Origin of the sequence: Duganella sp. BJB1802 (assembly GCF_013369445.1) — a bacterium.
Lineage (GTDB): Bacteria > Pseudomonadota > Gammaproteobacteria > Burkholderiales > Burkholderiaceae_D > Rugamonas > Rugamonas vulcania_A.
In genome coordinates this window covers 46,797-69,972 of sequence record NZ_JABWEF010000012.1, presented here as the reverse complement: position 1 = coordinate 69,972, position 23,176 = coordinate 46,797, and the positions used below count along the sequence as shown (strand labels likewise).

The window sequence follows — 23,176 nt, the reverse complement described above, 5'->3', positions numbered from 1 at the left end:
GGGAATGGGTGGGGCGCCGTTCAGGCCGGCGAATACGCCAGCCGCACGTAGATCGGCGCGAACGGTTCGGCCTGGGTGATTTCGATCAGGGTTTCCTTGGCCAGCTCCAGCAGCGCGACGAAGTTCACCACCACCACCGGCACGCCGCCGGCGATGTCGAACAGGTCGGCGAACTCGACGAAGCGGCTCGATTGCAGGCGCCGCAGGATGCCGGTCATGTGCTCGCGCACCGACAGTTCCTCGCGGCTGATCTTGTGGTGCTGGGTCAGCTTGGCGCGCTTCATCACGTCCAGCCAGGCCTGCTGCAGGTCGATGGCCTCGACCTCGGGCCAGCTCGGCACCAGGCTTTGCTCGATGAAGATCTGGGTGCGGACGAAGTCGCGGTCCAGCTGCGGGATCGTGTTCAGGTCGTAGGCGGCCAGCTTGATCTGCTCGTACTCCAGCAGGCGGCGCACCAGCTCGGCGCGCGGGTCGTCGCTCTCGATGTCGAGCTCGGACGGGCGCTGCGGCAGCAGCATGCGCGACTTGATTTCGATCAGCATGGCCGCCATCAGCAGGTACTCGGCGGCCAGCTCCAGGTTGGACAGGCGTATCTGGTCGACATATTTCAGGTATTGCAGCGTCAGCTGCGCCATCGGGATGTCGAGGATGTTGAAGTTTTGCTTGCGGATCAGGTAGAGCAGCAAGTCCAGCGGGCCCTCGAAGGCGTCGAGGAAGATTTCCAGCGCGTCCGGCGGGATGTACAGGTCGTTGGGCAGCTTGAGCAGCGGCTCCCCGTACAGGCGGGCGAGGGCGGCCACTTCGGTGGTGACGGCGGCCGCCTCGGCGGCGGCGGCATCGGACACGGCCACATCGGCGGCCACGGCATCGGCCACGACGGCGGCCTCGGCCAGCTCCGGCGACAGTGGCGCCGCCACGCCGGCGAGTTCGCCGTCGCTTGCTGGCGGCTGCGCTTCAGCCGTATCGTCTGGCAACATCCTTGCCGCCCTGAATGCTTAGACCTTGTTCTGGTAGACGTAGGCTTGTTGCTTGATGGCCGATTTCATCTGGCGCTCCTGCTCGTCCAGCGACACCGGCGGACGGTCCCACAGCAAGGCGCGGCCCTGCGCCTGGCCCGCTTCCATGCCCGGATTCTTTTCCTTGAGCGCCTTGATGAACAGGGTGTGCTCGGATTCGTACATCGAATGTTGTTTGGAGAGTTTCATATTTTTCAAGTGGGTGGATCAGCAGCGGCTATTTTACCGCGCCGCGGCGGCCGGACGCCAATGCTATCGGTGGCCGCCAGCGAGAAACGGCGGAATCGGCTATGCTTAAGTTGCAATATTGCATAGTTTCCCCGATAAAACACCCGATGAGCACCCGCCTGACCCCGCGCACCGTTTTCCTGCTGACCCTGCCGCCGCTGCTGTGGGCCGGCAATTCCATCGTCGGCCGGCTGGTGCACGACCAGCTGCCGCCGGTGCTGCTGAACCTGTTGCGCTGGGTGCTGGCCGGCGCCATCCTGCTGCCGCTGGCCGGGCCGGTGTTCGGGCGCGCGGCCGGCATGTGGCGCTACTGGAAGCAATACGCGCTGCTGGGCCTGCTCGGCATCGGCCTGTACAACACGCTGCAATACATGGCGCTGCAGACCTCGACCCCGATCAACGTCACGCTGGTGGCGTCCGGCATGCCGGTGTGGATGATGCTGACCGGCTGGCTGTTCTTCGGCGTGCCGGTCAGCCGGCGCCAGATGGCCGGCGCCGTGCTGTCGATCGCCGGCGTCTTGCTGGTGCTGGCGCGCGGCGAGTGGCGCCACGTGCTGGAATTGCGGCTGGTGGCGGGCGACCTGTTCATGATCCTGGCCACCATCGCCTGGTCGCTGTACAGCTGGCTGCTGACGCGGGCGCGCGAACCGGCCGCGCTGCGCGCCGACTGGGCCGGTTTCCTGCTGGCGCAGGTGGCGTTCGGCGTGCTGTGGTCGGGCGGCTTCGCGCTGGGCGAGCAGGTGTTGGGCGCCCAGCCGGTGCAATGGAGCTGGACGTTGGCGGCCGCGCTGGCCTACGTCGCGGCCGGGCCGGGCGTGATCGCCTTCCGTTGCTGGGGCGCGGGCGTGCAGGCGGCGGGGCCGGCGATCGGCGCCTTCTTCGTCAACCTGACGCCGCTGTTCACGGCCGTGCTGTCGGCCGCCTTCCTGGGCGACGCGCCGCACGGCTACCACGTGGCCGCGTTCGCGCTGATCGTCGGCGGCATCGTGGTGTCGGCGCGGCGCTAGCCGGCCAAAGGTTGACGGAGCGTAACAAACCGCCGGCCGGGCCACCTTACACTGCAGCTTCGCCAACTTCCTCGGGAGCGACAGCATGTGGCACAGCGCATACACCATCACCGGCATCCTGGCGGCAGCGGCCCTGATCGGCACCGCCCCGCCGACCCACGCGGCGCCCGCCGAGCCCAGCCTGCGCGACGCCCTCGCGCCCGGCTTGCTGGGCCTTTATCCCAGCGAGCGGTTCAAGCTGGCCACCGGCCGCTGCCAGGACTGCGCGGCGCCCCAGCAGGCGCTGTGGTACTTCAATGACGACATGATCGCCGTGGCCAAGGCCGACCCGGCCGGCTACACGCCACGGCTGCGTGCGCAGGAAGACGTCCAGGCCTGGCTGCTCAGCGGCGGCGGGCGCCCGCGCGACCAGCCGCCGCCGCTGGTGTGGATAGGTTCGCCGCATGTGGCCGAGGGCCGCCTGGGCGCGGATGCGCGGCTGGCGCGGGCCGACGGCGCGGCCTCGCTGGCGGTCGAGCTGACGCCGAAGTTGTCCACCAACCGTTCCTATGCCGACGCCGGCAGCCTGGCGTTCTTTGCCGGCGGTGACGTCAAGGCGCGCGGCGCGCTGACCGAGGAGCGCTTCGTGGTACGCACGCTGTGGCCCAAGCGTTACGCCATCGGCGCGGCGGCGCCCAGCGTGCCGCTGGCCGGAGGCGAGACGGTCGAAAGCCTGGTGCGCGCCGCGCATGGGGGCGCCACCGCGCCGTTCGGACAGCCGGACCCTGTGGCGGCAGCGACGGCGGCCGCGCGCCGTTGCCGCTGGCCGGCAAGCCGGTGCTGGCCTTCATGCTCAACGGCGCCCAGGGCGATGACGATGAATCCTACGGCGGCCACTTCGCCGTCGCCACCGGCCGCTTCGGCCCCGCCGGCGAATGGGACAACTGGCTGGTGAACAATTTCTACAGCCTGGCCTCGGTCAGCGAAAAAGGCATCGTCGCCTCGATCCTGCCGATGGACGCCTACATGGGGGACCTCAACAGCGGCCAGGCCTGGTACCGGCCGTCCTACATGCTGGTGGCCGTGCTGAAGGACCAGCGCGCGCCGGCCTTGTACCAGGAGGCGATCAGCCGCGTGTTCAACCATTTTTACCGGCAGGATTTCCACTACCGCCACGCCAGCACCAACTGCGCCGGCATCAACGTCGAAACGCTGCGCACGCTGGGCTGGAAGATCCCGCGCCTGGGCGGCGAGAGCCCGCTGAAGGCGGCGGTGGCCTTGCCGTACATGGCCTTCAAAGAGGTCAGCCTGGCCAGCGGCCAGAGCGCCTACGACTACCTCAAGACCGAGCGCACCGAGCTGCTGCCCTTCGTGGCCTTCAACACCATCGCCGAGGACTTGCTGACGCGCCTGGCCGTGCCAGGCCGCGCCGGCAGCGAGCAGCTGGAAGCGCAACTGGGCCAGGATCTGGAAGCACTGCTGTTCGTGCGGATACCGCAGTTCCCGTCGTCGCGCGCGTTCGGCAGCGAGCCGGTGATGTCGCTGCACGAATATCAGCAGCGCGCGCCGGCCAATCACGCGGACTGGAAAATCGTACCGGTGGCGCCGCGCGTGCTGCCGGCCTCGTTCCGCGACGCCGCCGCGCCGAGCGAGCGCAAGCCGCCGTCGGTGCTGGCGACCTGGTTGTGGTTCGGCTTTGCGGCGGTGGCGGGGGCCGCGCTGGTGGCGCGCTTGCGCCGCCGGCCGCCGCCGCGGTAGTCGCGCCGGGTGGTGCGCGGGCGCTGCGCCCGGCCGCCGTCGCCGCGCGCTAGTCGCCCGCCGCCTCCTTCAGCGCGTCGATGAACACCCGCACCTTTTGCGGCAGGTGCGGCGTGGCCGGGAACACCGCGTGGATGTCGCCCTCCGGCAGCGACCACTCGGGCAGCAGCGGCAGCAGGCGGCCGGCCGCCACGTCCTCCTTCACCGAGAACCAGGTCGCGCGCAGCACGCCGTCGCCGGCCAGCGCGGCGGCCCGGCAGGCGGGGGCGGTGTTGGTCGAGAACACGATGTTGCGCATCCTGACCTCCTCCTGGTTGCCGGCCGGGTCCACCAGCGCGAAGCTGTTGGGCTGACGCAGCACCGTCAGCGAGATGTAGGGCAGCGGCGCCAGCGCCTGCGGATCGGCCGGCATGCCGTGGCGCGCCACAAAGTCCGGACTGGCCACCAGCAGGCGCACCATGCGCCCGATGCGCGCCGCCATATAGCCCGAATCGGCCAGCTTGCCCAGCCTGACCGTCACGTCGATGCCCTCGGCGATCAGGTCGATCAGGCTGTCGCCGCACACCAGGTCGACCTTCAGCGCCGGATAGTCCCGCCGCAGCCGCGACAGCACCGGCGCCACCACCATTGCGCCGTAGTCGATCGGCGCGGCCACCCGCAGCGTGCCCTGCGGGACGGCGCGCCCGCTGCGGGCCTGCTCGATGGCCTGCTCGGCCTGCAGCAGCAGCTGGCGGCTGGACTCGTAGAAGGCGCGGCCGGCCTCGGTCAGCGACAGCTTGCGGGTCGAGCGCAGCAGCAGGGCGACGCCGACCTCGGCCTCCAGCAGCTGCATGTGCTTGCTGACCATGGACTTGGCCAGGCCCAGGCGCTCGGCGGCGGCCGTCAGCGAGCCGGCGTCCACCACGGCGACGAAGGTGATCAGGCGGTTCAGGTTGACGGTGCTTAAATCGGCCATGGCAGGGTGCTGAGTATGATTGTCCACTTGGAGTGAACTGAGTGTCCGGTTTTGTCCAGCTTATCGGCACGATTGTAGCTGAATATACTGGCCAGACCATTCATCGACACAGGACATCCATCATGAAACTATACGGCTCCCTCCTTTCCGGCCACACCCACCGCGTGCGCCTGTTCCTCAGCCTGTTGAACTTGCCGTATGAATTCGTCCAACTCGACATGCGGGCCGGCGAAAACCGCACCCCCGAACACCTGGCGCGCAGCCCCTTCGGCGAAGTGCCGGTGCTGGAGGACGGCGACGTGACCATCCCCGATTCGACCGCCATCCTGGTCTACCTGGCCTTGAAATACGACGACAGCGGCCGCTGGCTGCCGCGCGAACCGGTGGCGGCGGCCACGGTGCAGCGCTGGTTGTCGAACGCGTCGGGCAAGATCGCCTACGGCCCGTGCGTGGCGCGGCTGGTGGTGGCGTTCGGCATGCCGTTCGATCACGAGCGCGCCAAAAGCATCGCGGTGCGCCTGTTCGACGCGATGGAGGCGGAGCTGGCCGGTCGCCGCTTCGCGCTGGGCGAGCGGGCCAGCATCGCCGATGTCGCCGCGTTCAGCTACATCGAGCATGCGCCGGAGGGCGGCGTATCGCTCAAGCCTTACCCGAACATCCGCGCCTGGCTGGCCAATGTGCGCGCGCTGCCGGGCTTCGTGCCTATGCAGGCCACCGCCTGCGGCCTGGCTCCCGAGACTATTTAAGCGGAGGCCATCATGAGCGTCACGCCGTTCCATGCGGGCGAACTGGCCATCCAGCAGCGGGTGGGCGTGCGCGAACAGATGGCCGGCGCAGGCAGCGCCGGTGTGCGCGACTACATGCCGGACCAGCATCGCCAGTTCTTCGGCGAGCTGCCGCTGTTCTTTATCGGCGCGCTCGATGGAGCTGGGCAGCCGTGGGCCACCATGCTGGTCAACGATGCCGGTTTCATTTCGACGCCCGATGCGCGCACCTTGCGCATCGACGGCGGCATGCTGGCCGGCGATCCGCTGCAAGGGCAGTTGCGCGTTGGCGCCCACATCGGCGGGCTGGGACTGGTGCCGGCCACGCGCCGGCGCAACCGCGTCAACGGCGTGATCGCCGCGATGGACGAGGGCCGCATGCGGGTGGCGGTGACGCAGAGTTTCGGCAACTGCCCGCAGTACATCCAGGATCGTGTGCAGACGCCGGTGCCGGCCGCGCCCACGCCGCAGGTGCTGCGCGCCGATGCGTTGAACGCGCAGGACCGCGAGCTGATCGCCCGTGCCGATACCTTCTTCATCGCCAGCGCCAACCTGGAGACCGAGGCGGGGCGCGGCGTGGATGTCTCGCATCGCGGCGGGCGGCCAGGCTTTGTGCGGATCGACGACGAGCGCACGCTGACGTCGCCCGAATTTGTCGGTAACTTCTTCTTCAACACGATGGGCAATCTGCTTGCGCATCCGCGCGCGGGTTTGCTGTTCATCGACTTCGAGCGCGGCGACATGCTGCATGTGGCGGTGGACGTGGAGATCATCTGGGAAGGCGCGCAGTTGCGGGCTTTCGCCGGCGCGGAGCAGCTGCTGCGTTTTCACGTGCGCGAGGTGGTACGCAATGTGGGTGCGCTGCCGTTTCGCTGGAGCGTCCCCAAGCCAGCCGCGCAGGTGGCGCGCACCGGTATCTGGGAAGAGGCCGACCGCGTGCTGGAAGCCGCCGCGCTGACCAGCAAGTGGCGGCCCTACACGGTCGCCCAGGTGGTGCGCGAGAGCGCCACCGTGCGATCGTTTTACCTGGAGCCGGCGGATGGCATGGCGGTGGCCGCGCACGTGCCGGGCCAGTTCATCTCACTGCGTGCGCCTGCCGCTGGCGATGCCGCGCCGCGCATCCGCAGCTACACCTTGTCCGACGCGCCCAACGGCCGCAGCTACCGCATCAGCGTCAAGCGCGACGGCGCGGTCTCCGGCTGGCTGCATGATCACCTGGCACCGGGCGCGCGCGTCGAGCTGCTGGGGCCCGGGGGCGATTTCGTCTTCGAGCAGGGCACGCGGCGCCCGGCGGTGCTGCTGTCGGCCGGCATCGGCATCACGCCGATGATCGCGATGCTGAACGGGCTTCTGGTGAATGGAAGCCGCACGCGGCACCGGCATGCCATCCACTTCTTCCACGGCGCGCGCAACCGCGACGAGCATGCGTTTGCCGAGCATCTGCAGGCGATGGCGGCGGGACACCGCAACCTTAACGTCCACATACGCTACAGCGGCGAGGACGGCGAGACTGGCGACATCGCCAACTGGCAGGCTAGCAGGGGGCGCGTCGACCTGGATTGGCTGAAGGCCCAGCTGCCGTTCGACGACTACGATTTCTACCTGTGCGGCCCGGCGGCCTTCATGCAGCAGATGTACGACGGCCTGCGCGGCCTGAACGTCGCCGACGCACGCATACGCTTCGAGGCTTTCGGCCCGGCCAGCGTGCGGCGCGATGCCAAGCCGGCCGCCAGCGCCGCCGTGCGTGCCGGCCCGCCGGTGCCGGTGCAATTTGCGCAGTCGGGCATGACGGCGATGTGGGACGGCAGCGCGGACAGCCTGCTGGCGCTGGCCGAAGCCAAGGGCGTGCCGGCCGAGTCGAGCTGCCGCTCGGGCCAGTGCGGCGCCTGCGCGGTCGGCCTGATCGCAGGCGAGGTCGAATACACCCGCGCCTGCGCCGCCGACATCGCACCGGGGCAGGTGCTGCTATGCTCCGCCGTTCCCGCAGCCGGCAGCGCGGCCATCAAGCTGGCGCTGTAAGGCCGCGCGCCTCAGGGGCAGGCGCCGATGACGTAGTAGCCGGCCGCCGTCTGCGCCAGCATCGTGGTGAAGAACAGATTGTCGAGCCCCATGTTCTGATTGGAGCCGTTGGCCAGCGCGTAGCCGCCGCTGTCGTGCGCGCGGCCCGCGTGCACATGGGCGTAGTTGCTGGCGCTGACGGCGGTGCAGCTCCACGCCGGCGCGGTGGTGATGTTGATCGCCGCCGACAGCGCGCTCTCGCCGGCCGAACCAACCGCCGACACGGCGAAACTGTAGCTGGTGCTTGCCGCCAGCCCGGTCGCGGTGTAGCTGGTGCCGGCCAGCGGCGAGGCGGTCACCTTGCCGCCGTTGCGGTACACGTTGTAGCCGGTGGCGCCATTGACCGCGTTCCATGCCAGCGCCACGGCGCTGGAGGTCGGCGTGCCGGCGCTCAGGCCCGGCGGCGGCGGCAGCACCGGCGCGCTGCCGACCAGGAACTGCGCCAATGGACACGCGGTCGAAACCTGGCCGAGCGTGTCGGTGGCGGTGACGCTTCCGGTGTAGTAGCCGCTGGCGACGTTGTAGCTCTTGCTGAAGCTGGCCCCGCTGCCGGCCGCCGCATCGTTGATCGCGGTCGGACCGTTCAGCTGCACCGCGTAGCTGGCGACGGCGCCGCTGGCCGTGGCTGCGCCGCTGACGGTCACGCCGCTGCCGCTGATCACCGTGGTGCCGCAGGAGTTCATCACAGGCCCCGGCGTCAACGACACGCGCAGATTATTCTTGAACCAGAAATCCATCACGAAGGCCGGGTAGTTGACCTTGGTGCTGTCGACGAAATTGGTGTTCTGGCCGCCGCTGCCGGCCGGCCACGCGTGGCCCATGCCGGTCACCGTGATCTCGTGCGTGCGCAGCTTGCCGTTGTTGTCGGTGTAGGGGACGTTGCTGCCGCCGCCCGCCACCGACACCGCGCCACCCTTGCTGTAGCTGCCGCCGTAGGCCAAACGGATGCCGGCCGTGTCGATCGGCCCGTAGGCCTGGGCCACCGTGAAATCGGACGTGCCCCAGATGGCGCCGGCGATCTGCGTGGCGAAGGCGCCGGCGTTGGAGCCGGCCATCGCCTTGCACTGGTTGCCCGCCGTGGTGGCGGTATAACCCGACGGCACGGCGCCGATCTGCGCGGTGGTGGTGCCCGGCGGCGGCCCGGCGTTGATGCCGACGCCGGCGAAGATGTCCGGCGCCAGGCAGCCCAGCACCATGGTCTCTCCGCCGCCCGACGACAGGCCCGTCACGTAGACCTGTTTGGGATCGATGGCGTACTGCGGATCGTTGACGAAGCGGCCGACCAGGTCGAGCAGGATGGCGTCGTGGCCGGCGGCGCTGCGCGTGTGCGTGGTGTTGGCGTAGTCCCAGCAGTGGTTGTTGTAGACGTTGCCGGTGGCGTTGGGTGCGAGGATCACGGCGCCGTATTGATCGGCCACCGCCTTCCAGTTAAAGCCGCCGTCGCTGGCGCTGTCGATCACGTCGCCGGCCGCCGTTTGCAGGCAACCGTGCAGCACCAGCACCAGCGCGCGCTTGCCGCCCAGCGTGGGCTGCGAGGCGGGCCAGTAGAAGTAGCCGGTGAGATTGCCGCCGTTGACGCTGTCGGCGGCCCAGGTCTGCTGCGCGCTCCACGCGCCGGGGCCGGCCGTCGCCGCTTGCGCGAAGCAAGCCGCCGCCAGCAGGATCGTACAGACGAATACGTGCGACACCAATCGCTTGATGTGGTTGGCCATGATTTGTCTCCGTTGTCGTTGTGAGGGGGCGCCGGCGGAAGGAAAATAGTAGTTCAAAAACGCGCGCGCACGCGCACCCCAGTAGTTTTACTGTTGTGCATTCGGCGGGATGTGAACTCAGCCCAGCGACTTGATGTAGCGAGGATCGATCTGTGCGCAGTAGCCTGCGCAGGACTGGCGGGCGGCGTTGGCGGCGGCGTGCACCAGCATCTCGGCGTTGGAGTGGAAGCACATCGAGACGATGATGGCCGGCGGCTCCGGCTGCACCGGCAGTTCGATGAACTCTCCGTTCTTGAGCGCGTCGACCACGAACAGGCTGGGGATGGCCGCCACGCCGTAGCCGTCCTTCACCAACTGGACGATGGCCGCCACCGACGGCGAGCAGGTGATGCGGGTCTGCTCCAGCGGCACCATCGCCAGGTTGGCCATCTTGCTGACGATTTCCTCGATCATGCGCTGCGGCGCGGTGCCGCGTCCGAAGGTCAGGATCGGCAGGGCCAGCAGGCGCTGGTTCAGGCCTTCCTTGCGCGTGTCGATCAGTCCCTTGCGGGCGATCCAGTGCAGCGGATAGACGGCCAGCGCCTCGGAGACGATGTCGCTGCTCTCCACGCCCTCGACCTGGATCACCAGATCGAGCTCGCGCGCGCGCAGGCGCCGCTCCAGCACATTGCTCATGTCGACGGTCAGGTCGACCTCCAGCTCCGGGTACATGGTGTTCAACTCGCGGATGTACTGCGCCAGCCAGCTGTGCACCACCGATTCGATCACCCCCACGCGCAGGCGGCCGCGGATCGCGCTGTCCTTCTGCGCCGCCGCCATCAGCCGGCGCGTGGCGTCGACCACCGCCTTGGCGTGGGCCAGCAGGTATTCGGCGTTGGCGGTCAGGCGGAAGTCCTTGCTGGTGCGGTCGATCAGCTCCGTTTGCAGTTCCTCCTCCAGCGTCTTGATGCGCAGCGAGATGGCGGCCGGCGTCGCGTGCAGCGCGCGGGCTGTGGCGCGGAAGCTGCGCAATTGGGCGAGGGTGACGAAGGTCTCCAGGAAGCGGGTGTTCATGGCAAACAAGAATACCTTAACCTGACGCACCAAGATAGCGCAGAGTGGTAAGAAAAACTATACAACAACAGCAAAAATAACTAGATGGCGTGTAGGGGTATTCAAGTTTATTCTTAACTCATGCAAGTTATTCATGATTTGACAGAGAGCCATCCAATGACCCCACTCGAATTACGTCACAAGGTACGCAGCGGCGAGTTCCGCCTGCCGACCTCCGGCTACTGCGGTCCGTACGCCCAGGCCAACCTGGTGATCCTGCCGCAGGCGCATGCCGATGAGTTCCTGCTCTTCTGCCAGCGTAATCCGCGCGCCTGCCCGCTGCTGGCGGTGGGCGAGCCTGGCCAGTGGAACGTGCCGCGCCTGGGCGCCGACATGGACCTGCGCAGCGACGTCCCCGGCTACAACATCTATCGCGGCGGCCAGCTGGCGTCGCAAACCCACGCGCTGCACGACGTGTGGCGCGACGACCTGGTGGTGTTCGCGATCGGCTGCTCGTTCTCGTTCGAGCAGATGCTGATCGAGGCCGGCATCAAGCTGCGCCACATCGAACAGCGCCGCAACGTCGCCATGTACCGCACCAATATCCGCAACCAGGCCGCCGGCCCGTTCGGCGGCGAGATGGTGGTATCGATGCGGCCGATGAAGGCGGCCGACGCGATCCGCGCGATCCAGATCACCAGCCGCTACCCGGCGGTGCACGGCGCGCCGGTACACCTGGGCGATCCGGCGCTGATCGGCATCGCCGACATCGCGCGGCCCGAATACGGCGATCCGGTCGAGATCATGCCGGACGAGATACCGGTCTTTTGGGCATGCGGCGTGACGCCGCAGGAAGCCTTGCGCCACGCGCGCCTGCCGCTGGCGATCACCCACCAGCCGGGCTACATGCTGGTGACGGACATACTCAATTCATCTTTAGCAGCGTTCTGATTTAAAACCAAAGTGGCACCCGCGACGGACCCGTACAGCGCGTCCGCAGGGGAGTGCTACGCCTGACAAAAGGGGACCACCATGAACACCAGAGCACTATCAACCACCCAGCCGGAAGGATTCTTCGCCTGGTTCCACGCCTTGACCGGCAAGGAGCGCCGCACCTTCTGGAGCTGCAAGATCGGCTACGCGCTCGATGCGATGGACACGCAATTCCTCAGCTTCGTGATCCCGACGCTGATCGCCACCTGGGGCCTGTCCAAGGGCGACGCCGGCTTGATCGGCACCGTCACGCTGTTGACCTCCGCCGCCGGCGGCTGGATCGCCGGCATCCTGTCTGACCGCATCGGCCGCGTCAAGACACTGCAGCTGACCATCCTGTGGTTCGCCTTCTTCACCGTGTTGTGCGGGCTGGCGCAGAACTTCACGCAGCTGCTGGTGGCGCGTGGCCTGATGGGCTTCGGCATGGGCGGCGAGTGGACCGCCGGCGCCATCCTGATCGGCGAGGTAATCCGCGCCAAGGACCGCGGCAAGGCGGTCGGCATGGTGCAGGCGGGATGGGCGATCGGCTGGGGCGTGTCGGCGCTGCTGTATGCGCTGATGTTCTCGCTGCTGCCGGCCGAATGGGCATGGCGCTCGCTGTTCCTCCTGGGGATTTTGCCCGCCTTGTTCGTGATCTTCATCCGCCGCTTCGTCGACGAGCCTGAGGTGTTCGTGGCGCAGCAGAAGAAGGTGGCGCCGGCGGACCGCGCCTCGTTCGCGCAGATCTTCGCGCCGAAGATGCTGAGCACAACGCTGCGCGCCGTGCTGCTGACCACCGGCGCCCAGGGCGGCTACTACGCCATCACCACCTGGCTGCCGACCTTCCTGAAAACCGAGCGCCATCTGACGGTGCTGGGCACCGGCGGCTACCTGGCGATGGTGATCGTCGGCTCGTATGTGGGCTACATCGTCAGCGCCTTCCTGACCGATTACCTGGGCCGCAAGAAGAACTTCATCCTGTTCGCCACCGGCTCGCTGTGCATCGCGCTGGCCTACACCCGGCTGCCGGTGACGGACGGCGTGATGCTGTTCCTCGGCTTCCCGCTGGGCTTCTGTGTGTCCGGTGTGTTCAGCGGCATGGGCGCCTTCCTGACCGAATTGTTCCCGACCGAGATACGCGGCTCGGGCCAGGGCTTCAGCTACAACATGGGCCGCGCCATCGGCTCGCTGTTCCCGCTGATGATCGGCATGAGCAGCCAGTCGATGGCGCTGGGCGAGGCGATCGGCGTGTTCGCCGGCACCGCCTACGGCGTGATGATCCTGGCCGCGCTGACGCTGCCCGAAACCGCCGGCAAACAACTTGAATCCTGATTTAGACAGTAGAGGCATTATCATGAAAAACGACATCCCCACCCAACAGCTCCGCTGGCAGTTCTGGGTAGACCGTGGCGGCACATTCACCGACATCGTCGCGCGCCGCCCGGACGGCAAGCTGGTCACGCACAAGCTGCTGTCCGAGTACCCGGAGCGCTACGACGACGCCGTCACGCAGGGCATGCGCGACCTGCTCGGACTGAAGACCGGCGATCCGCTGCCGGCCGATCAGATCGAAGTGATCAAGATGGGCACCACCGTCGCCACCAACGCGCTGTTGGAGCGCAAGGGCGCGCGCACCGCGCTGGCGATCACGCGCGGTTTCGCCGACCAGCTGCGCATCGGCTACCAGGACCGGCCCGACATCTTCGCCATGCGCATCGAGCTGCCGGACCTGATCTACGAAAAAGTGATCGAGATCGATGAGCGCATCGGTGCGCGCGGCGAGGTGCTGGAGGTGCCGGACGAGGAGCGGCTGCGCGGCCAGTTCGTGGGGCTGCGCGCCATGGGCATTGACGCCATCGCCATCGTGCTGATGCACGCCTACCGCTATCCGCAGCACGAGCAGCGGCTGCAGGCGCTGGCCGAGGAGGCGGGCTTCACGCAGATATCCGTCAGCCACCAGGTCAGCCCGTTGATGAAGATCGTCGGCCGTGGCGACACCACGGTGGTCGATGCCTACCTGTCGCCGGTGCTGCGCGATTACGTGTCGCGGGTGTCGGCCGACACGGGCGATGTGCGTATCATGTTCATGCAGTCCAACGGCGGCTTGACCGACGCCGGCCGCTTCCAGGGCAAGGATGCGATCCTGTCCGGCCCCGCCGGCGGCATCGTCGGCGCGGTCAAGAGCTGCGAGGCGATCGGCCTGAAACAGGTGATCGGCTTCGACATGGGCGGCACCTCGACCGACGTCGCCCACTACGACGGCGCCTACGAGCGCGTGTTCGAGACCGTGGTGGCCGGCGTGCGGGTGCGCGCGCCGATGATGCACATTCATACCGTGGCGGCGGGCGGCGGTTCGATCTGCAGTTTCGAGAACGGCCGCTTCAAGGTCGGGCCGGAATCGGCGGGCGCCAATCCGGGGCCGGCCAGCTACCGCAAGGGCGGCCCGTTGACCGTCACCGACTGCAACGTGATGCTGGGCCGTATCCAACCGGAGCACTTCCCGCATGTGTTCGGCCCGAACGGCGACCAGCCGCTGGACCGCGACGTGGTGGTGCGCGCCTTCGGCGAACTGGCCGAGAAGATCGCCCGCGAAACCGGTACGCGGTTGTCGCCGTCCGCCGTGGCCGACGGCTTCCTGGCGGTGGCGGTCGATAACATGGCGCAGGCGATCAAGTCGATCTCGGTGGAGCGCGGCTATGACGTCAGCCGCTACGCCATGTGCTGCTTCGGCGGCGCCGGCGGGCAGCACGCCTGCCGCGTGGCCGATGTGCTGGGCATGACCAAGATCGTGATCCATCCGTTCGCCGGCGTGCTGTCCGCGTTCGGCATGGGCCTGGCCGACATCCGCGCCATGCGCGAAGGCGCGGTCGAGCAGCCTTTGAGCGAGGCCACGCTGGCCGATCTGGGGCCGCAACTGGTGGCGCTGGCGCGCGACGCCGCGACGGAACTGCTGGAGCAGCAGGTGGCGCAGGAGGACATCCGCGTCGAACTGTGCGCGCGGCTGAAGTACGAGGACAGCGATTCCGCCTTCGTCATCTCGCTGGGCAGCATGGCCGAGATGAGCGAGGCCTTTGCGGCGCTGTATCGCGGCCGTTTCGGCTTCGTCATGGAAGGCCAACCGCTGGTGATCGAATCGGTATCCGCCGAAGCGATAGGCGCTGGCGATGGCGCCGACTTCGTCATCGAAGTGCCGGCCGGCGGTGGCGGCGATTCGCCGGGCCGCGTGTACAGCTACGTCGACGGCCAGACCGTGCCGATCGCGCTGCATGTGCGCGCCGAGCTGCCGGTGGGCAGCCGCGTGGCCGGCCCCGCGCTGATCCGCGAGGAGATCGCCACCACCGTGGTGGACGCCGGCTGGACCGCACACGTGCTGCCCGACCACACGCTGATGCTGGAGCGCAGCGCGGCCGCCGGCAGCGCGCACAAGATGACCACCGCCGTGCATCCGATCCATCTGGAGATCTTCAACAACCTGTTCATGGCGATCGCCAAGCAGATGGGCACCACGCTGGAGAACACCGCCTACTCGGTCAACATGAAAGAGCGGCTGGACTTCTCCTGCGCCATCTTCGACCGCCACGGCAACCTGATCGCCAACGCGCCGCACATCCCCGTGCATCTGGGGTCGATGAGCGACAGCGTGTTGTGCGTGATCCGCCAGCACGCGGCCACGATGGCGCCGGGCGATGCGTATGTGCTCAACGTGCCTTACAACGGCGGCACGCACCTGCCGGACATCACCATCGTCTGTCCGGTGTACGGCGGCAGCGACAAGCCGCTGTTCTATGTCGCCGCGCGCGGCCACCACGGCGACGTGGGCGGCATCACGCCCGGCTCCATGCCACCCAACAGCACGAGCATCCTGGAAGAGGGCGTCCTGCTCGATAACATCAAGATCGTCGACAAGGGCGTGTTCATGGAGCCGCTGGTGCGCGGGCTGTTCGGCGCCGGCCCTTGGCCGAGCCGCAATATCGACCAGAACATCGCCGACCTGATCGCCCAGCTGGGCGCCTGCGAGACCGGCGCCAACGAGCTGCTGAAGGCCGTGGGCTGTTACGGCGAGGACGTGGTGCTGGCCTACATGCAGCACGTGCAGGACAACGCCGAGGCGGCGGTGCGCAAGGCCATCGGCGGCCTGCGCGACGCCAGCTTCGCCTACGAGATGGACGACGGCGCGGTGCTGAAGGTGAAGCTGACCATCGACCACGCCAGCCGCAGCGCCACGGTGGACTTCACCGGCACCAGCGAGCAGCGTCCGACCAACTTCAACGCGCCGCTGTCGGTCTGCAAGGCGGCCGTGCTGTACGTGTTCCGCACGCTGATCGACAGCGACATCCCGATGAACGAGGGCGTGCTCAAGCCGCTCAAGCTCATCATCCCGGAAGGCTCGATGCTCAACCCGCGCTATCCGGCGGCGGTGGTGGCGGGGAACGTGGAGGTGTCGCAGTACGTCACCGATGCGCTGTATGGCGCGCTGGGCGTGATGTCGGCCTCGCAGGGCACGATGAACAACTTCACCTTCGGGAATGAAGAGCACCAGTACTACGAAACCATCGCCGGCGGTTCCGGCGCGGGGCCGGGCTTCGACGGCACGGCGGCGGTGCAGACGCACATGACCAACTCGCGCATGACCGATCCCGAGGTGCTGGAATGGCGCTTCCCGGTGCTGGTGGAAACGCACGCGATCCGGCGCGGCAGCGGCGGCGAGGGCGCGCAGCGCGGCGGCGACGGGGCCTTGCGCCGCATCCGCTTCCTGGAGGCGATGACGGCCAACATCCTGGCCGGCCACCGCCGCATCGCGCCGTTCGGGCTGGAAGGCGCGGCGCCTGGTGCGCTGGGCCGCAACTGGGTCGAGCGCGGCGATGGATCGATCGAGGAATTTGGCGCCACGCACACAGCGGAGATGCGTGCGGGTGACGTGTTCGCGATCGAGACGCCGGGCGGCGGCGGCTTCGGTATCAAATAAGCAGATGGGCGGGGTGGCCAGGGCTCGTTATCCCGCCTTTAATTTCAGAGCCTGAACAACTGGGGACAAAATGAACAAGACTATGTTTGCGCTGGCGCTGAGCGCCTTGGCGGGTGCGGCGACGGCCCAATCCAACGTGACGGTGTACGGCATCGTCGACATGGCGGTGGTGCGCGAGAGCGGCGGCGTTGGCGCGGCGGCTTCCAGCACCAAGCTGACCAGCGGCGTGGAATCTGGCTCGCGGCTGGGCTTCAAGGGCACCGAGGATCTGGGCGACGGCCTGTCGGCCATCTTCCTGCTGGAGAACGGCTTCCAGGCCGACACCGGCGCGATGGGGCAGGGCGGCCTGCTGTTCGGGCGCCAGGCCTACGTCGGCCTGCAGAGCAAGACGGCCGGCACGCTGACGCTGGGCCGCCAGTACACGCCGCAGTATCTGGCCGTGGCGGCGGTCGATCCCTTCGGTTCCGGCACGGCGGGCGACACCAAGAACCTGATGGCGTCGACCGGCAATAGCGCCAGCCGCATGGACAACGCGGTCAAGTACGCGTCGCCGGTGGTGAACGGCTTCAATGCGGAAGTGGTCTACGGCGTGGGCGAGGTAGCGGGAGACAGCACGGCGCAGCGCCAGTTCGGCGGCGCGGTCGGTTACGCGAACGGCCCGCTGGTGGTGCGTCTGGCGCATCACAACCGCAACAACGATACCGCCACCGTGAAGAACAACAGCACCGCGAAGAACACCGTGCTGACGGCGTTGTACGACTTCGGCGTGGCGAAGGCGCACTTCGCGTACGGCGTGGACAAGGGCATGAACAGCGCCTTGCCGCGTAACCTGAACAATCCGTTCGGCTACGCGGTGGCGCCGACGCCGTCGATCGACAGCAGCGTGGTGCTGCTGGGCGTGACCGTGCCGCAGGGGATGGGCACGTGGATCGGCTCCTACATCCGCAAGAACGACAAGACCAGCTTCAATCAGGATGCGGAACAGCTGGCGGCGGGCTATCGCTACTACCTGTCCAAGCGTACGGACTTGTACGGCGTGTACGCCTACATCCGCAACAAGAACGGCGCCGGTTACACGGTCGGCAGCGCGATCGAGGGCGGCACCGGCAACCGTGGCCTGAACCTCGGCATGCGCCACGTCTTCTAGGCCGGCCATCATGCGCTCACCCGCCCACACCATCCACAGCTACCTGCTGGCGAAGGACGGCAATCGTCCCCACCTGCTGGCCGAGGCTTTCAGCGAGGACGCCTTGTTGTCGATGCAGGTCCATACCGACAGCATCGCCTTTCCGCCACTGTCGCAGGGACGCGACGCCATTGCCGAGGTTTTGGTACGCCGTTTCGGACAAAGCTACGAGAACGTCTATACTTTTTGCCTGGGACCTCCGCCGGGGAAAGGGGTTTCCGCCTTCAGCTGCGAATGGCTGGTGGCGATGACGGACAAGGGCAGTGGCAATGTGCGGGTCGGGTGCGGGCGCTATGACTGGCGTTTCGAAGATGTCACCGGCCTGGCCGAGCGGCTGGCCATCAGCGTGGAGGTCATGCAGATACTGCCGCCGGCTGCGTTGGAGCCGGTGATGAAATGGGTGGCCTCGCTGCCGTATCCGTGGTGCGTCACGGAGGCGGTCATCGCCCGCGCGGCGGATGTGGTGGGCGTGGGCCCGGTGCTGGCTTGGCTGGCATCGAATAATCGACGTTCGTGTTGTTAATCCAAGGAGCTGGGAAAATGAAGAACCTGTTGAAGTACCTGATGGTTGGTTGCATGGCGCTGCTGTTCAACGCGGGCGCCGGCGCGGCGGAGAAGGGCACGGCCGACGAAGCGGTGGCGATGGTCAAGAAGGCCGCCGAATTCATGAAGAAGAACGGCAAGGAGAAGGCGCTGGCCGAGTTCAATAATCCCAAGGGCGCCTTTATTCATAAGGACTTGTACATCTTCGCCTTCGGCGCCAACGGCGACGGCGTGGAGCTGGCCAACGGCGCCAACGTCAAGCTGGTGGGCAAAAACGTGCTGGAGATGAAGGACGCCGACGGCAAGTACCTGATCAAGGACATCCTGGCGCTGGGGATGAGCAAGGAGGGCAAAGGCTGGGTCGATTACAAGTGGCCCAACCCCACCACCGGCAGCATCGACGGCAAGCGCACCTACGTCGAGCGCGTGGACGACGTGGTGATCGGCTGCGGCATCTACAAGTAAGGAGTATGTATAGGGGGAGGGGCGATTCGGGCCTTCGCCGGACTATACTATTTCGCCCATCTATTTCCCTCTATTCCCGTTGGTTCCGCGCTATGTGCAGGCGCAGCAAACAAAATAGATGGAAATAGAAGAGGGGAGCGGGAATCAGAGGGCGGAAATAGCACAATCCGTCGAAGGATGCGCGCGGCCTCTCCCCTCGCGCACCCTCGGCGCGGATCAGCTCAGTACCTGAGCATTCGCCGCATCACCAGCGGCGGCGGTTCCAGCGGATTGGCATGCGTGTATTCGAGTTCCTCGGCCAGCTCGAATTCGAAGGCGGAATAGAAGTCGATCAGCTTGGGCTGGTCGCTGCGCACGGCCAGCCGCACTTCCTCGACGCCGCAGGCCAGCCCGTGGTGGATCACGGCTTCCAGCAGATGCTGCGACAGGTTGCTGCCCCGGTGCTCCGGCAGCACGCCCATGCGGCACACTTCCCACACGTCCGGCTCGGCGTCCAGCGGCAGCCAGCGCACCGAACCCACCGGCTTTTCATCGACCAGCAAGATAAAACCGCCGCCGTCGCGCAGGTGGTCTGCGACGTGGACGGCGGTTTCGCGGTGGCCACTGGAGGTGACGCTGACCTTGCCGGCCCACGCTGCGCGCGTGAGCTCGGCGATCAGCTGGGCATCGTCATTCCTTGCTTCCCGAACCACGATGTTCATGCCCACGTCCTTAGCGGATACGCATGCCTGGCTCGGCGCCTGGCCACGGGTTGAGGATGTAGATGCCTGGATTGGCCTTCTCGTCCTTGGCCGAACCGGCCAGCACCATGCCTTCGGACACGCCGAACTTCATCTTGCGCGGCGCCAGGTTGGCCACCATCACGGTCAGCTTGCCGACCAGCTCTTCCGGCTGGTACATGGACTTGATGCCGGAGAAGACGTTGCGCAGACGGCCTTCGCCCACGTCCAGCGTCAGGCGCAGCAGCTTGTCCGAGCCGTCCACGTGTTCGCAGTTGACGATCTTGGCCACGCGCAGGTCGATCTTGACGAAGTCGTCGATGCTGATCTGCGGCGCCAGTTCCTCCACGCCTTCCGGCATCGGCAGCGCCGGTGCGGCTGGCGCGGCGGCGGCGGCTTGCTTGGCCGGCTTGGCGGCGGCGGCGGCCGGAGCGGCGGCCGCTGCGGCCTGCTGTGCCGGGGCATCGAACAGGTCTTCGATCATCTTGGCGTCGACGCGCGTCATCAGGTGCGCGTAGGCGCCGATGGTGCGGCCCAGCATGGCGCTGGACACCACGCCGCTGGCGACGTCGGTATCGGCCCACACCAGCTGCTCGTCGTTGAGGAACTTGGCCACGTTGGCCGCCACGCCCGGAAGCACCGGCGACAGCAGGATGGTCAGCTGGCGGAACAGGATCAGCGCGGTGGTGCAGACGTCGTGCAGCTCGGCGAGCTTGGCGTCGTCCTTGGCCAGGATCCACGGCTTGTTCTCGTCGACATACTGGTTGGTGATGTCGGCGATCTCCATGATCTCGCGCAGCGCCTTGCCGAACTCGCGCGCCTCGAAATTGGCGGCGATGCTGGCCTGGCGTTCGACGCCGTCGGCGGTGATCAGCGCGCGCTTGATCCAGCCCTGCGCGCCCTCGGACAGCGACGACGCCAGCTTGCCGTCGAACTTCTTGGCGATGAAGCCGGCGCAGCGCGAGGCGATGTTGACGTATTTGCCGATCAAGTCGCTGTTGACGCGGGCCACGAAGTCGTCGCCGGTGAAGTCCAGGTCTTCCACCTTGGAGTTCAGCTTGAAGGCGATGTAGTAGCGCAGCCATTCCGGGTTCATGCCCAGGTTCAGGTAGCGCAGCGGCGAGATGCCGGTGCCGCGCGACTTGGACATTTTTTCATTGTTGACGGTCAGGTGGCCGTGCACGTTGACCTTGAGCTTGTCGATCACCGGATGGCCGGCGAAGTTCAGCATGGCCGGCCAGAACAGCAGGTGGAAGGAGACGATGTCCTTGCCGATGAAGTGGATCTGCTCGGTGCCCGGATCCTTCAGCAGCGCCTCGTAATCGATGCCCTTTTTCTCGCAGTAGTTCTTCAGGCTGGCCAGGTAGCCGACCGGCGCGTCCAGCCATACGTAGAAGAACTTGCCCGGCGCGTCGGGGATCGGGATGCCGAAGTAGGGCGCGTCGCGCGAGATGTCCCAGTCGGCCAGCTTTTCGCCGGCTTCGCCCAGCCATTCGCTGACCTTGTTGACCATCTCCGGCTGCAGGCGGCCCGGCGTGTTCAGCCACTCCTTGAGGAACTGGTAGCAGCGCGGGTCGGACAGCTTGAAAAAGTACTGCTCCGAATCCTTCAGCACCGGCGTGGCGTTGGTGAACACCGAGAACGGGTTGATCAGCTCGGTCGGCTGGTAGGCCGCGCCGCACACCTCGCAGTTGTCGCCGTACTGGTCCTTGGCGTGGCAGGTCGGGCATTCGCCCTTGATGTTGCGGTCCGCCAGGAACATGCCTTTGACCGGGTCGTAGAAGCGCGGCACGATCTTGGTCTGGATCAGGCCGTTATCGCGCAGCTTGCGGTAAATGCCCTGCGACAGCTCGACGTTTTCCGGCGAGTCGGTGGAATACCAGTTGTCGAAGGCGATGTGGAAGCCGTCCAGGTACTGGGCGCGGCCGGCCGCGATCTTGGCGACGAATTCCTGCGGCGTGATGCCTTCCTTCTCGGCCGCGATCATGATCGGCGTGCCGTGGGTGTCGTCGGCGCCGACGAAGTGCACCACGCGTTGGGCGTCGCCGTCGCGCTGCATTCGCTGGAACCGGACCCAGATGTCGGCCTGGATGTACTCCATCATGTGGCCAATATGGAAAGCGGCGTTTGCGTAGGGCAGGGCAGTGGTGACGAACAGCTTGCGGGTCATGGTTGATGCACTTTGTGGGTGGAAAAAGAACATTTTAACAGTGGAAGCCGCAACTGCGCACGTTCGAGGGGTTTTCCGGCGCGATGCGCTAGAATGAGGGCACATTTTACGGAGAGAGTTACATGAGCATCACAGTAGAAGACGTCAAAGCCGCGCTGTCCAAGATCGTTGACCCAAATACAACGAAAGACTATGTGACCGGCAAGGCCGTGAAGAATTTGAAGGTCGAGGGCGGCGATGTCTCCCTTGATATCGAGCTGGGCTACCCGGCCAAGAGCCAGTTCGACGCCATCCGCGCCGCCGTCATCGCCGGCCTGCGCGCGCTGCCGGGCGTGGGCAACGTCAGCGTCGGGGTGTCGAGCAAGATCATCTCGCACACCGTGCAGCGTGGCCTGAAGCTCATGCCCAATGTGAAGAACATCATCGCCGTGGCCTCCGGCAAGGGCGGCGTCGGCAAGTCGACCACCGCCGTCAACCTGGCGCTGGCGCTGGCCGCCGAGGGCGCCTCGGTCGGTTTGCTGGACGCCGACATCTACGGCCCGTCGCAGCCGATGATGCTGGGCGTGTCCGGCCGGCCGGAGACCAAGGACGGCAAGACCATGGAGCCGCTGGAGAATTACGGCGTGCAAGTGTCGTCGATCGGCTTCCTGATCGACCCGGACGAGCCGATGGTGTGGCGCGGCCCGATGGTCACGCAGGCGCTGCAGCAGCTGCTGGAGCAGACCAATTGGCGCGACCTGGACTACCTGGTGGTCGACATGCCCCCCGGCACCGGCGACATCCAATTGACCTTGTCGCAGAAAGTGCCGGTCACCGGCGCCGTCATCGTCACCACGCCGCAGGACATCGCGCTGCTGGACGCGCGCAAGGGCTTGAAGATGTTCGAGAAGGTCGGCATTCCGATCCTGGGCATCGTCGAGAACATGAGCACGCACATCTGCTCCAACTGCGGCCACGCGGAGGAAATCTTCGGCGCCGGCGGCGGGGCCAAGATGTGCAAGGATTTCAATGTTGAGTTCCTCGGCGCGCTGCCGCTGACGCTGTCCATCCGCGAGCAGGCCGATTCCGGCAAGCCGACCGTGGTGGCCGAGCCGGACGGCAAGGTGGCCGCCATCTACAAGGATATCGCGCGCAAGATTGCAGTACAGGTCTCGGAGAAGGCCAAGGATATGACCAGCAAGTTCCCTAGCATCGTCATCAAGAACGACTAACCGGAGATTCCCCATGATGAAAAAAATGATAGCCGCAGCAGCCTTCCTGACCCTGGGTGCGAGTGCGTACGCCCAGCAGTCGGTATCGTTTGTCGAGCCGGTCGATGGCGCCACCGTCACCAGCCCGTTCAAGGTCAAGTTCGCCGTCAGCGGCATGGAAGTCAAGCCGGCCGGCGACATGACGGCCAACACCGGCCACCACCACCTGCTGATCAACGCCGCGCCGGTCAAGGCGGGCGAGGTGGTGCCGGCCGACGAGCACCACATCCACTTCGGCAAGGGCCAGACCGAGACCGAAGTCAAGCTGCCGCCGGGCACCTACACCCTGTCGATGCAGTTCGCCAACGGCCTGCACCAGTCCTACGGCCCCGGCATGTCCAAGGACATCAAGATCACCGTCAAGTAAGACGCGGAATGGTTGCGTGCGGTCCACGG

19 protein-coding genes are annotated in these 23,176 nt (G+C 66.7%); 12 read left to right on the top strand and 7 right to left on the bottom strand.

Annotated elements, in window-relative coordinates; genetic code table 11:
* Positions 1-20: 20 nt before the first annotated feature.
* A complete protein-coding gene (locus HUX88_RS19045; RefSeq protein ID WP_229219418.1) occupies positions 21-977 on the bottom strand; it encodes a ScpA family protein in 957 nt (318 codons plus the stop codon).
* A gap of 18 nt (positions 978-995) precedes the next feature.
* Positions 996-1,205, bottom strand: a complete 210-nt coding sequence (locus HUX88_RS19040) for a DUF3460 family protein (protein ID WP_117013636.1) — start codon at positions 1,203-1,205, stop codon at positions 996-998.
* Between the two features lie 146 nt (positions 1,206-1,351).
* Here HUX88_RS19040 and HUX88_RS19035 point away from each other — a divergent pair, with 146 nt between their 5' ends.
* Both HUX88_RS19035 and HUX88_RS19030 read left to right on the top strand, forming a co-directional pair.
* Complete coding sequence (locus tag HUX88_RS19035) at positions 1,352-2,251, top strand: DMT family transporter (RefSeq protein ID WP_176362785.1); 900 nt, start codon at positions 1,352-1,354, stop codon at positions 2,249-2,251.
* A gap of 795 nt (positions 2,252-3,046) precedes the next feature.
* Positions 3,047-3,988, top strand: a complete 942-nt coding sequence (locus tag HUX88_RS19030; RefSeq protein ID WP_176362784.1) for a hypothetical protein — start codon at positions 3,047-3,049, stop codon at positions 3,986-3,988.
* Between the two features lie 49 nt (positions 3,989-4,037).
* Here the strand turns inward: HUX88_RS19030 and HUX88_RS19025 are convergent, their stop codons facing one another.
* A complete protein-coding gene (locus HUX88_RS19025; protein WP_176362783.1) occupies positions 4,038-4,943 on the bottom strand; it encodes a LysR family transcriptional regulator in 906 nt (301 codons plus the stop codon).
* A 122-nt stretch (positions 4,944-5,065) separates the two neighbouring features.
* On the opposite strand from HUX88_RS19025, the gene HUX88_RS19020 reads away from it, so the two are divergent.
* Together HUX88_RS19020 and HUX88_RS19015 are read left to right on the top strand one after the other, a co-directional pair.
* Positions 5,066-5,689: a glutathione S-transferase family protein gene (locus HUX88_RS19020; RefSeq protein WP_117013639.1), complete on the top strand. Its 624-nt coding sequence runs from the start codon at positions 5,066-5,068 to the stop codon at positions 5,687-5,689.
* 12 nt (positions 5,690-5,701) lie between these two features.
* Positions 5,702-7,726 (top strand): pyridoxamine 5'-phosphate oxidase family protein, encoded by a 2,025-nt coding sequence (locus HUX88_RS19015; protein WP_176362782.1) that lies wholly within the window; start codon positions 5,702-5,704, stop codon positions 7,724-7,726.
* An 11-nt stretch (positions 7,727-7,737) separates the two neighbouring features.
* On the opposite strand, the gene HUX88_RS19010 is transcribed toward HUX88_RS19015, so the two are convergent.
* Both HUX88_RS19010 and HUX88_RS19005 read right to left on the bottom strand, forming a co-directional pair.
* Positions 7,738-9,477: a PHB depolymerase family esterase gene (locus tag HUX88_RS19010; RefSeq protein ID WP_176362781.1), complete on the bottom strand. Its 1,740-nt coding sequence runs from the start codon at positions 9,475-9,477 to the stop codon at positions 7,738-7,740.
* Positions 9,478-9,594: 117 nt separating this feature from the next.
* Entirely contained in the window at positions 9,595-10,530 is a 936-nt protein-coding gene (locus HUX88_RS19005) for a LysR family transcriptional regulator (protein ID WP_117013642.1), read from the bottom strand.
* 156 nt (positions 10,531-10,686) lie between these two features.
* Between HUX88_RS19005 and HUX88_RS19000 the strand changes: the two genes are divergently transcribed.
* The 6 genes from HUX88_RS19000 to HUX88_RS18975 all read left to right on the top strand — a co-directional run bounded on the left by HUX88_RS19000 (position 10,687) and on the right by HUX88_RS18975 (position 18,641).
* Complete coding sequence (locus HUX88_RS19000) at positions 10,687-11,460, top strand: putative hydro-lyase (RefSeq protein ID WP_176362780.1); 774 nt, start codon at positions 10,687-10,689, stop codon at positions 11,458-11,460.
* An 81-nt stretch (positions 11,461-11,541) separates the two neighbouring features.
* The gene (locus HUX88_RS18995) at positions 11,542-12,813 is read left to right on the top strand and encodes an MFS transporter (protein ID WP_117013644.1); all 1,272 of its coding nucleotides are present in this window, start codon (positions 11,542-11,544) and stop codon (positions 12,811-12,813) included.
* A 22-nt stretch (positions 12,814-12,835) separates the two neighbouring features.
* The gene (locus tag HUX88_RS18990) at positions 12,836-16,447 is read left to right on the top strand and encodes a hydantoinase B/oxoprolinase family protein (protein WP_176362779.1); all 3,612 of its coding nucleotides are present in this window, start codon (positions 12,836-12,838) and stop codon (positions 16,445-16,447) included.
* A 70-nt stretch (positions 16,448-16,517) separates the two neighbouring features.
* Positions 16,518-17,594, top strand: coding sequence for a porin (locus HUX88_RS18985; RefSeq protein WP_176362778.1), 1,077 nt, complete (start codon positions 16,518-16,520; stop codon positions 17,592-17,594).
* A gap of 10 nt (positions 17,595-17,604) precedes the next feature.
* Complete coding sequence (locus HUX88_RS18980; protein WP_117013647.1) at positions 17,605-18,156, top strand: hypothetical protein; 552 nt, start codon at positions 17,605-17,607, stop codon at positions 18,154-18,156.
* A 17-nt stretch (positions 18,157-18,173) separates the two neighbouring features.
* Entirely contained in the window at positions 18,174-18,641 is a 468-nt protein-coding gene (locus tag HUX88_RS18975; protein ID WP_176362777.1) for a cache domain-containing protein, read from the top strand.
* A 221-nt stretch (positions 18,642-18,862) separates the two neighbouring features.
* Here HUX88_RS18975 and HUX88_RS18970 read toward each other — a convergent pair whose 3' ends face one another.
* Together HUX88_RS18970 and metG are read right to left on the bottom strand one after the other, a co-directional pair.
* The gene (locus HUX88_RS18970; RefSeq protein WP_117013648.1) at positions 18,863-19,342 is read right to left on the bottom strand and encodes a GNAT family N-acetyltransferase; all 480 of its coding nucleotides are present in this window, start codon (positions 19,340-19,342) and stop codon (positions 18,863-18,865) included.
* Positions 19,343-19,352: 10 nt separating this feature from the next.
* Positions 19,353-21,530: a methionine--tRNA ligase gene (metG, locus tag HUX88_RS18965; RefSeq protein ID WP_229219417.1), complete on the bottom strand. Its 2,178-nt coding sequence runs from the start codon at positions 21,528-21,530 to the stop codon at positions 19,353-19,355.
* Positions 21,531-21,652: 122 nt separating this feature from the next.
* Between metG and apbC the strand changes: the two genes are divergently transcribed.
* Positions 21,653-22,741: an iron-sulfur cluster carrier protein ApbC gene (gene apbC, locus HUX88_RS18960; RefSeq protein ID WP_161098725.1), complete on the top strand. Its 1,089-nt coding sequence runs from the start codon at positions 21,653-21,655 to the stop codon at positions 22,739-22,741.
* A 13-nt stretch (positions 22,742-22,754) separates the two neighbouring features.
* On the top strand, positions 22,755-23,147 hold the full coding sequence (locus HUX88_RS18955; RefSeq protein WP_176362775.1) for a DUF4399 domain-containing protein: 393 nt from the start codon (positions 22,755-22,757) through the stop codon (positions 23,145-23,147).
* The last annotated feature ends 29 nt before the right edge of the window (positions 23,148-23,176 follow it).

Excerpts from the sequence above, each read along its gene's own strand:
- HUX88_RS19045 (WP_229219418.1), bottom strand. The coding sequence starts at position 977 with ATGTTGCCAGACGATACGGCTGAAGCGCAGCCGCCAGCAAGCGACGGC.
- HUX88_RS19040 (WP_117013636.1), bottom strand. The coding sequence starts at position 1,205 with ATGAAACTCTCCAAACAACATTCGATGTACGAATCCGAGCACACCCTG.
- HUX88_RS19035 (WP_176362785.1), top strand. The coding sequence starts at position 1,352 with ATGAGCACCCGCCTGACCCCGCGCACCGTTTTCCTGCTGACCCTGCCG.
- HUX88_RS19025 (WP_176362783.1), bottom strand. The coding sequence starts at position 4,943 with ATGGCCGATTTAAGCACCGTCAACCTGAACCGCCTGATCACCTTCGTC.
- HUX88_RS19020 (WP_117013639.1), top strand. The coding sequence starts at position 5,066 with ATGAAACTATACGGCTCCCTCCTTTCCGGCCACACCCACCGCGTGCGC.
- HUX88_RS19015 (WP_176362782.1), top strand. The coding sequence starts at position 5,702 with ATGAGCGTCACGCCGTTCCATGCGGGCGAACTGGCCATCCAGCAGCGG.
- HUX88_RS19010 (WP_176362781.1), bottom strand. The coding sequence starts at position 9,477 with ATGGCCAACCACATCAAGCGATTGGTGTCGCACGTATTCGTCTGTACG.
- HUX88_RS19005 (WP_117013642.1), bottom strand. The coding sequence starts at position 10,530 with ATGAACACCCGCTTCCTGGAGACCTTCGTCACCCTCGCCCAATTGCGC.
- HUX88_RS19000 (WP_176362780.1), top strand. The coding sequence starts at position 10,687 with ATGACCCCACTCGAATTACGTCACAAGGTACGCAGCGGCGAGTTCCGC.
- HUX88_RS18995 (WP_117013644.1), top strand. The coding sequence starts at position 11,542 with ATGAACACCAGAGCACTATCAACCACCCAGCCGGAAGGATTCTTCGCC.
- HUX88_RS18990 (WP_176362779.1), top strand. The coding sequence starts at position 12,836 with ATGAAAAACGACATCCCCACCCAACAGCTCCGCTGGCAGTTCTGGGTA.
- HUX88_RS18985 (WP_176362778.1), top strand. The coding sequence starts at position 16,518 with ATGAACAAGACTATGTTTGCGCTGGCGCTGAGCGCCTTGGCGGGTGCG.
- HUX88_RS18980 (WP_117013647.1), top strand. The coding sequence starts at position 17,605 with ATGCGCTCACCCGCCCACACCATCCACAGCTACCTGCTGGCGAAGGAC.
- HUX88_RS18975 (WP_176362777.1), top strand. The coding sequence starts at position 18,174 with ATGAAGAACCTGTTGAAGTACCTGATGGTTGGTTGCATGGCGCTGCTG.
- HUX88_RS18970 (WP_117013648.1), bottom strand. The coding sequence starts at position 19,342 with ATGAACATCGTGGTTCGGGAAGCAAGGAATGACGATGCCCAGCTGATC.
- metG (WP_229219417.1), bottom strand. The coding sequence starts at position 21,530 with ATGACCCGCAAGCTGTTCGTCACCACTGCCCTGCCCTACGCAAACGCC.
- apbC (WP_161098725.1), top strand. The coding sequence starts at position 21,653 with ATGAGCATCACAGTAGAAGACGTCAAAGCCGCGCTGTCCAAGATCGTT.
- HUX88_RS18955 (WP_176362775.1), top strand. The coding sequence starts at position 22,755 with ATGATGAAAAAAATGATAGCCGCAGCAGCCTTCCTGACCCTGGGTGCG.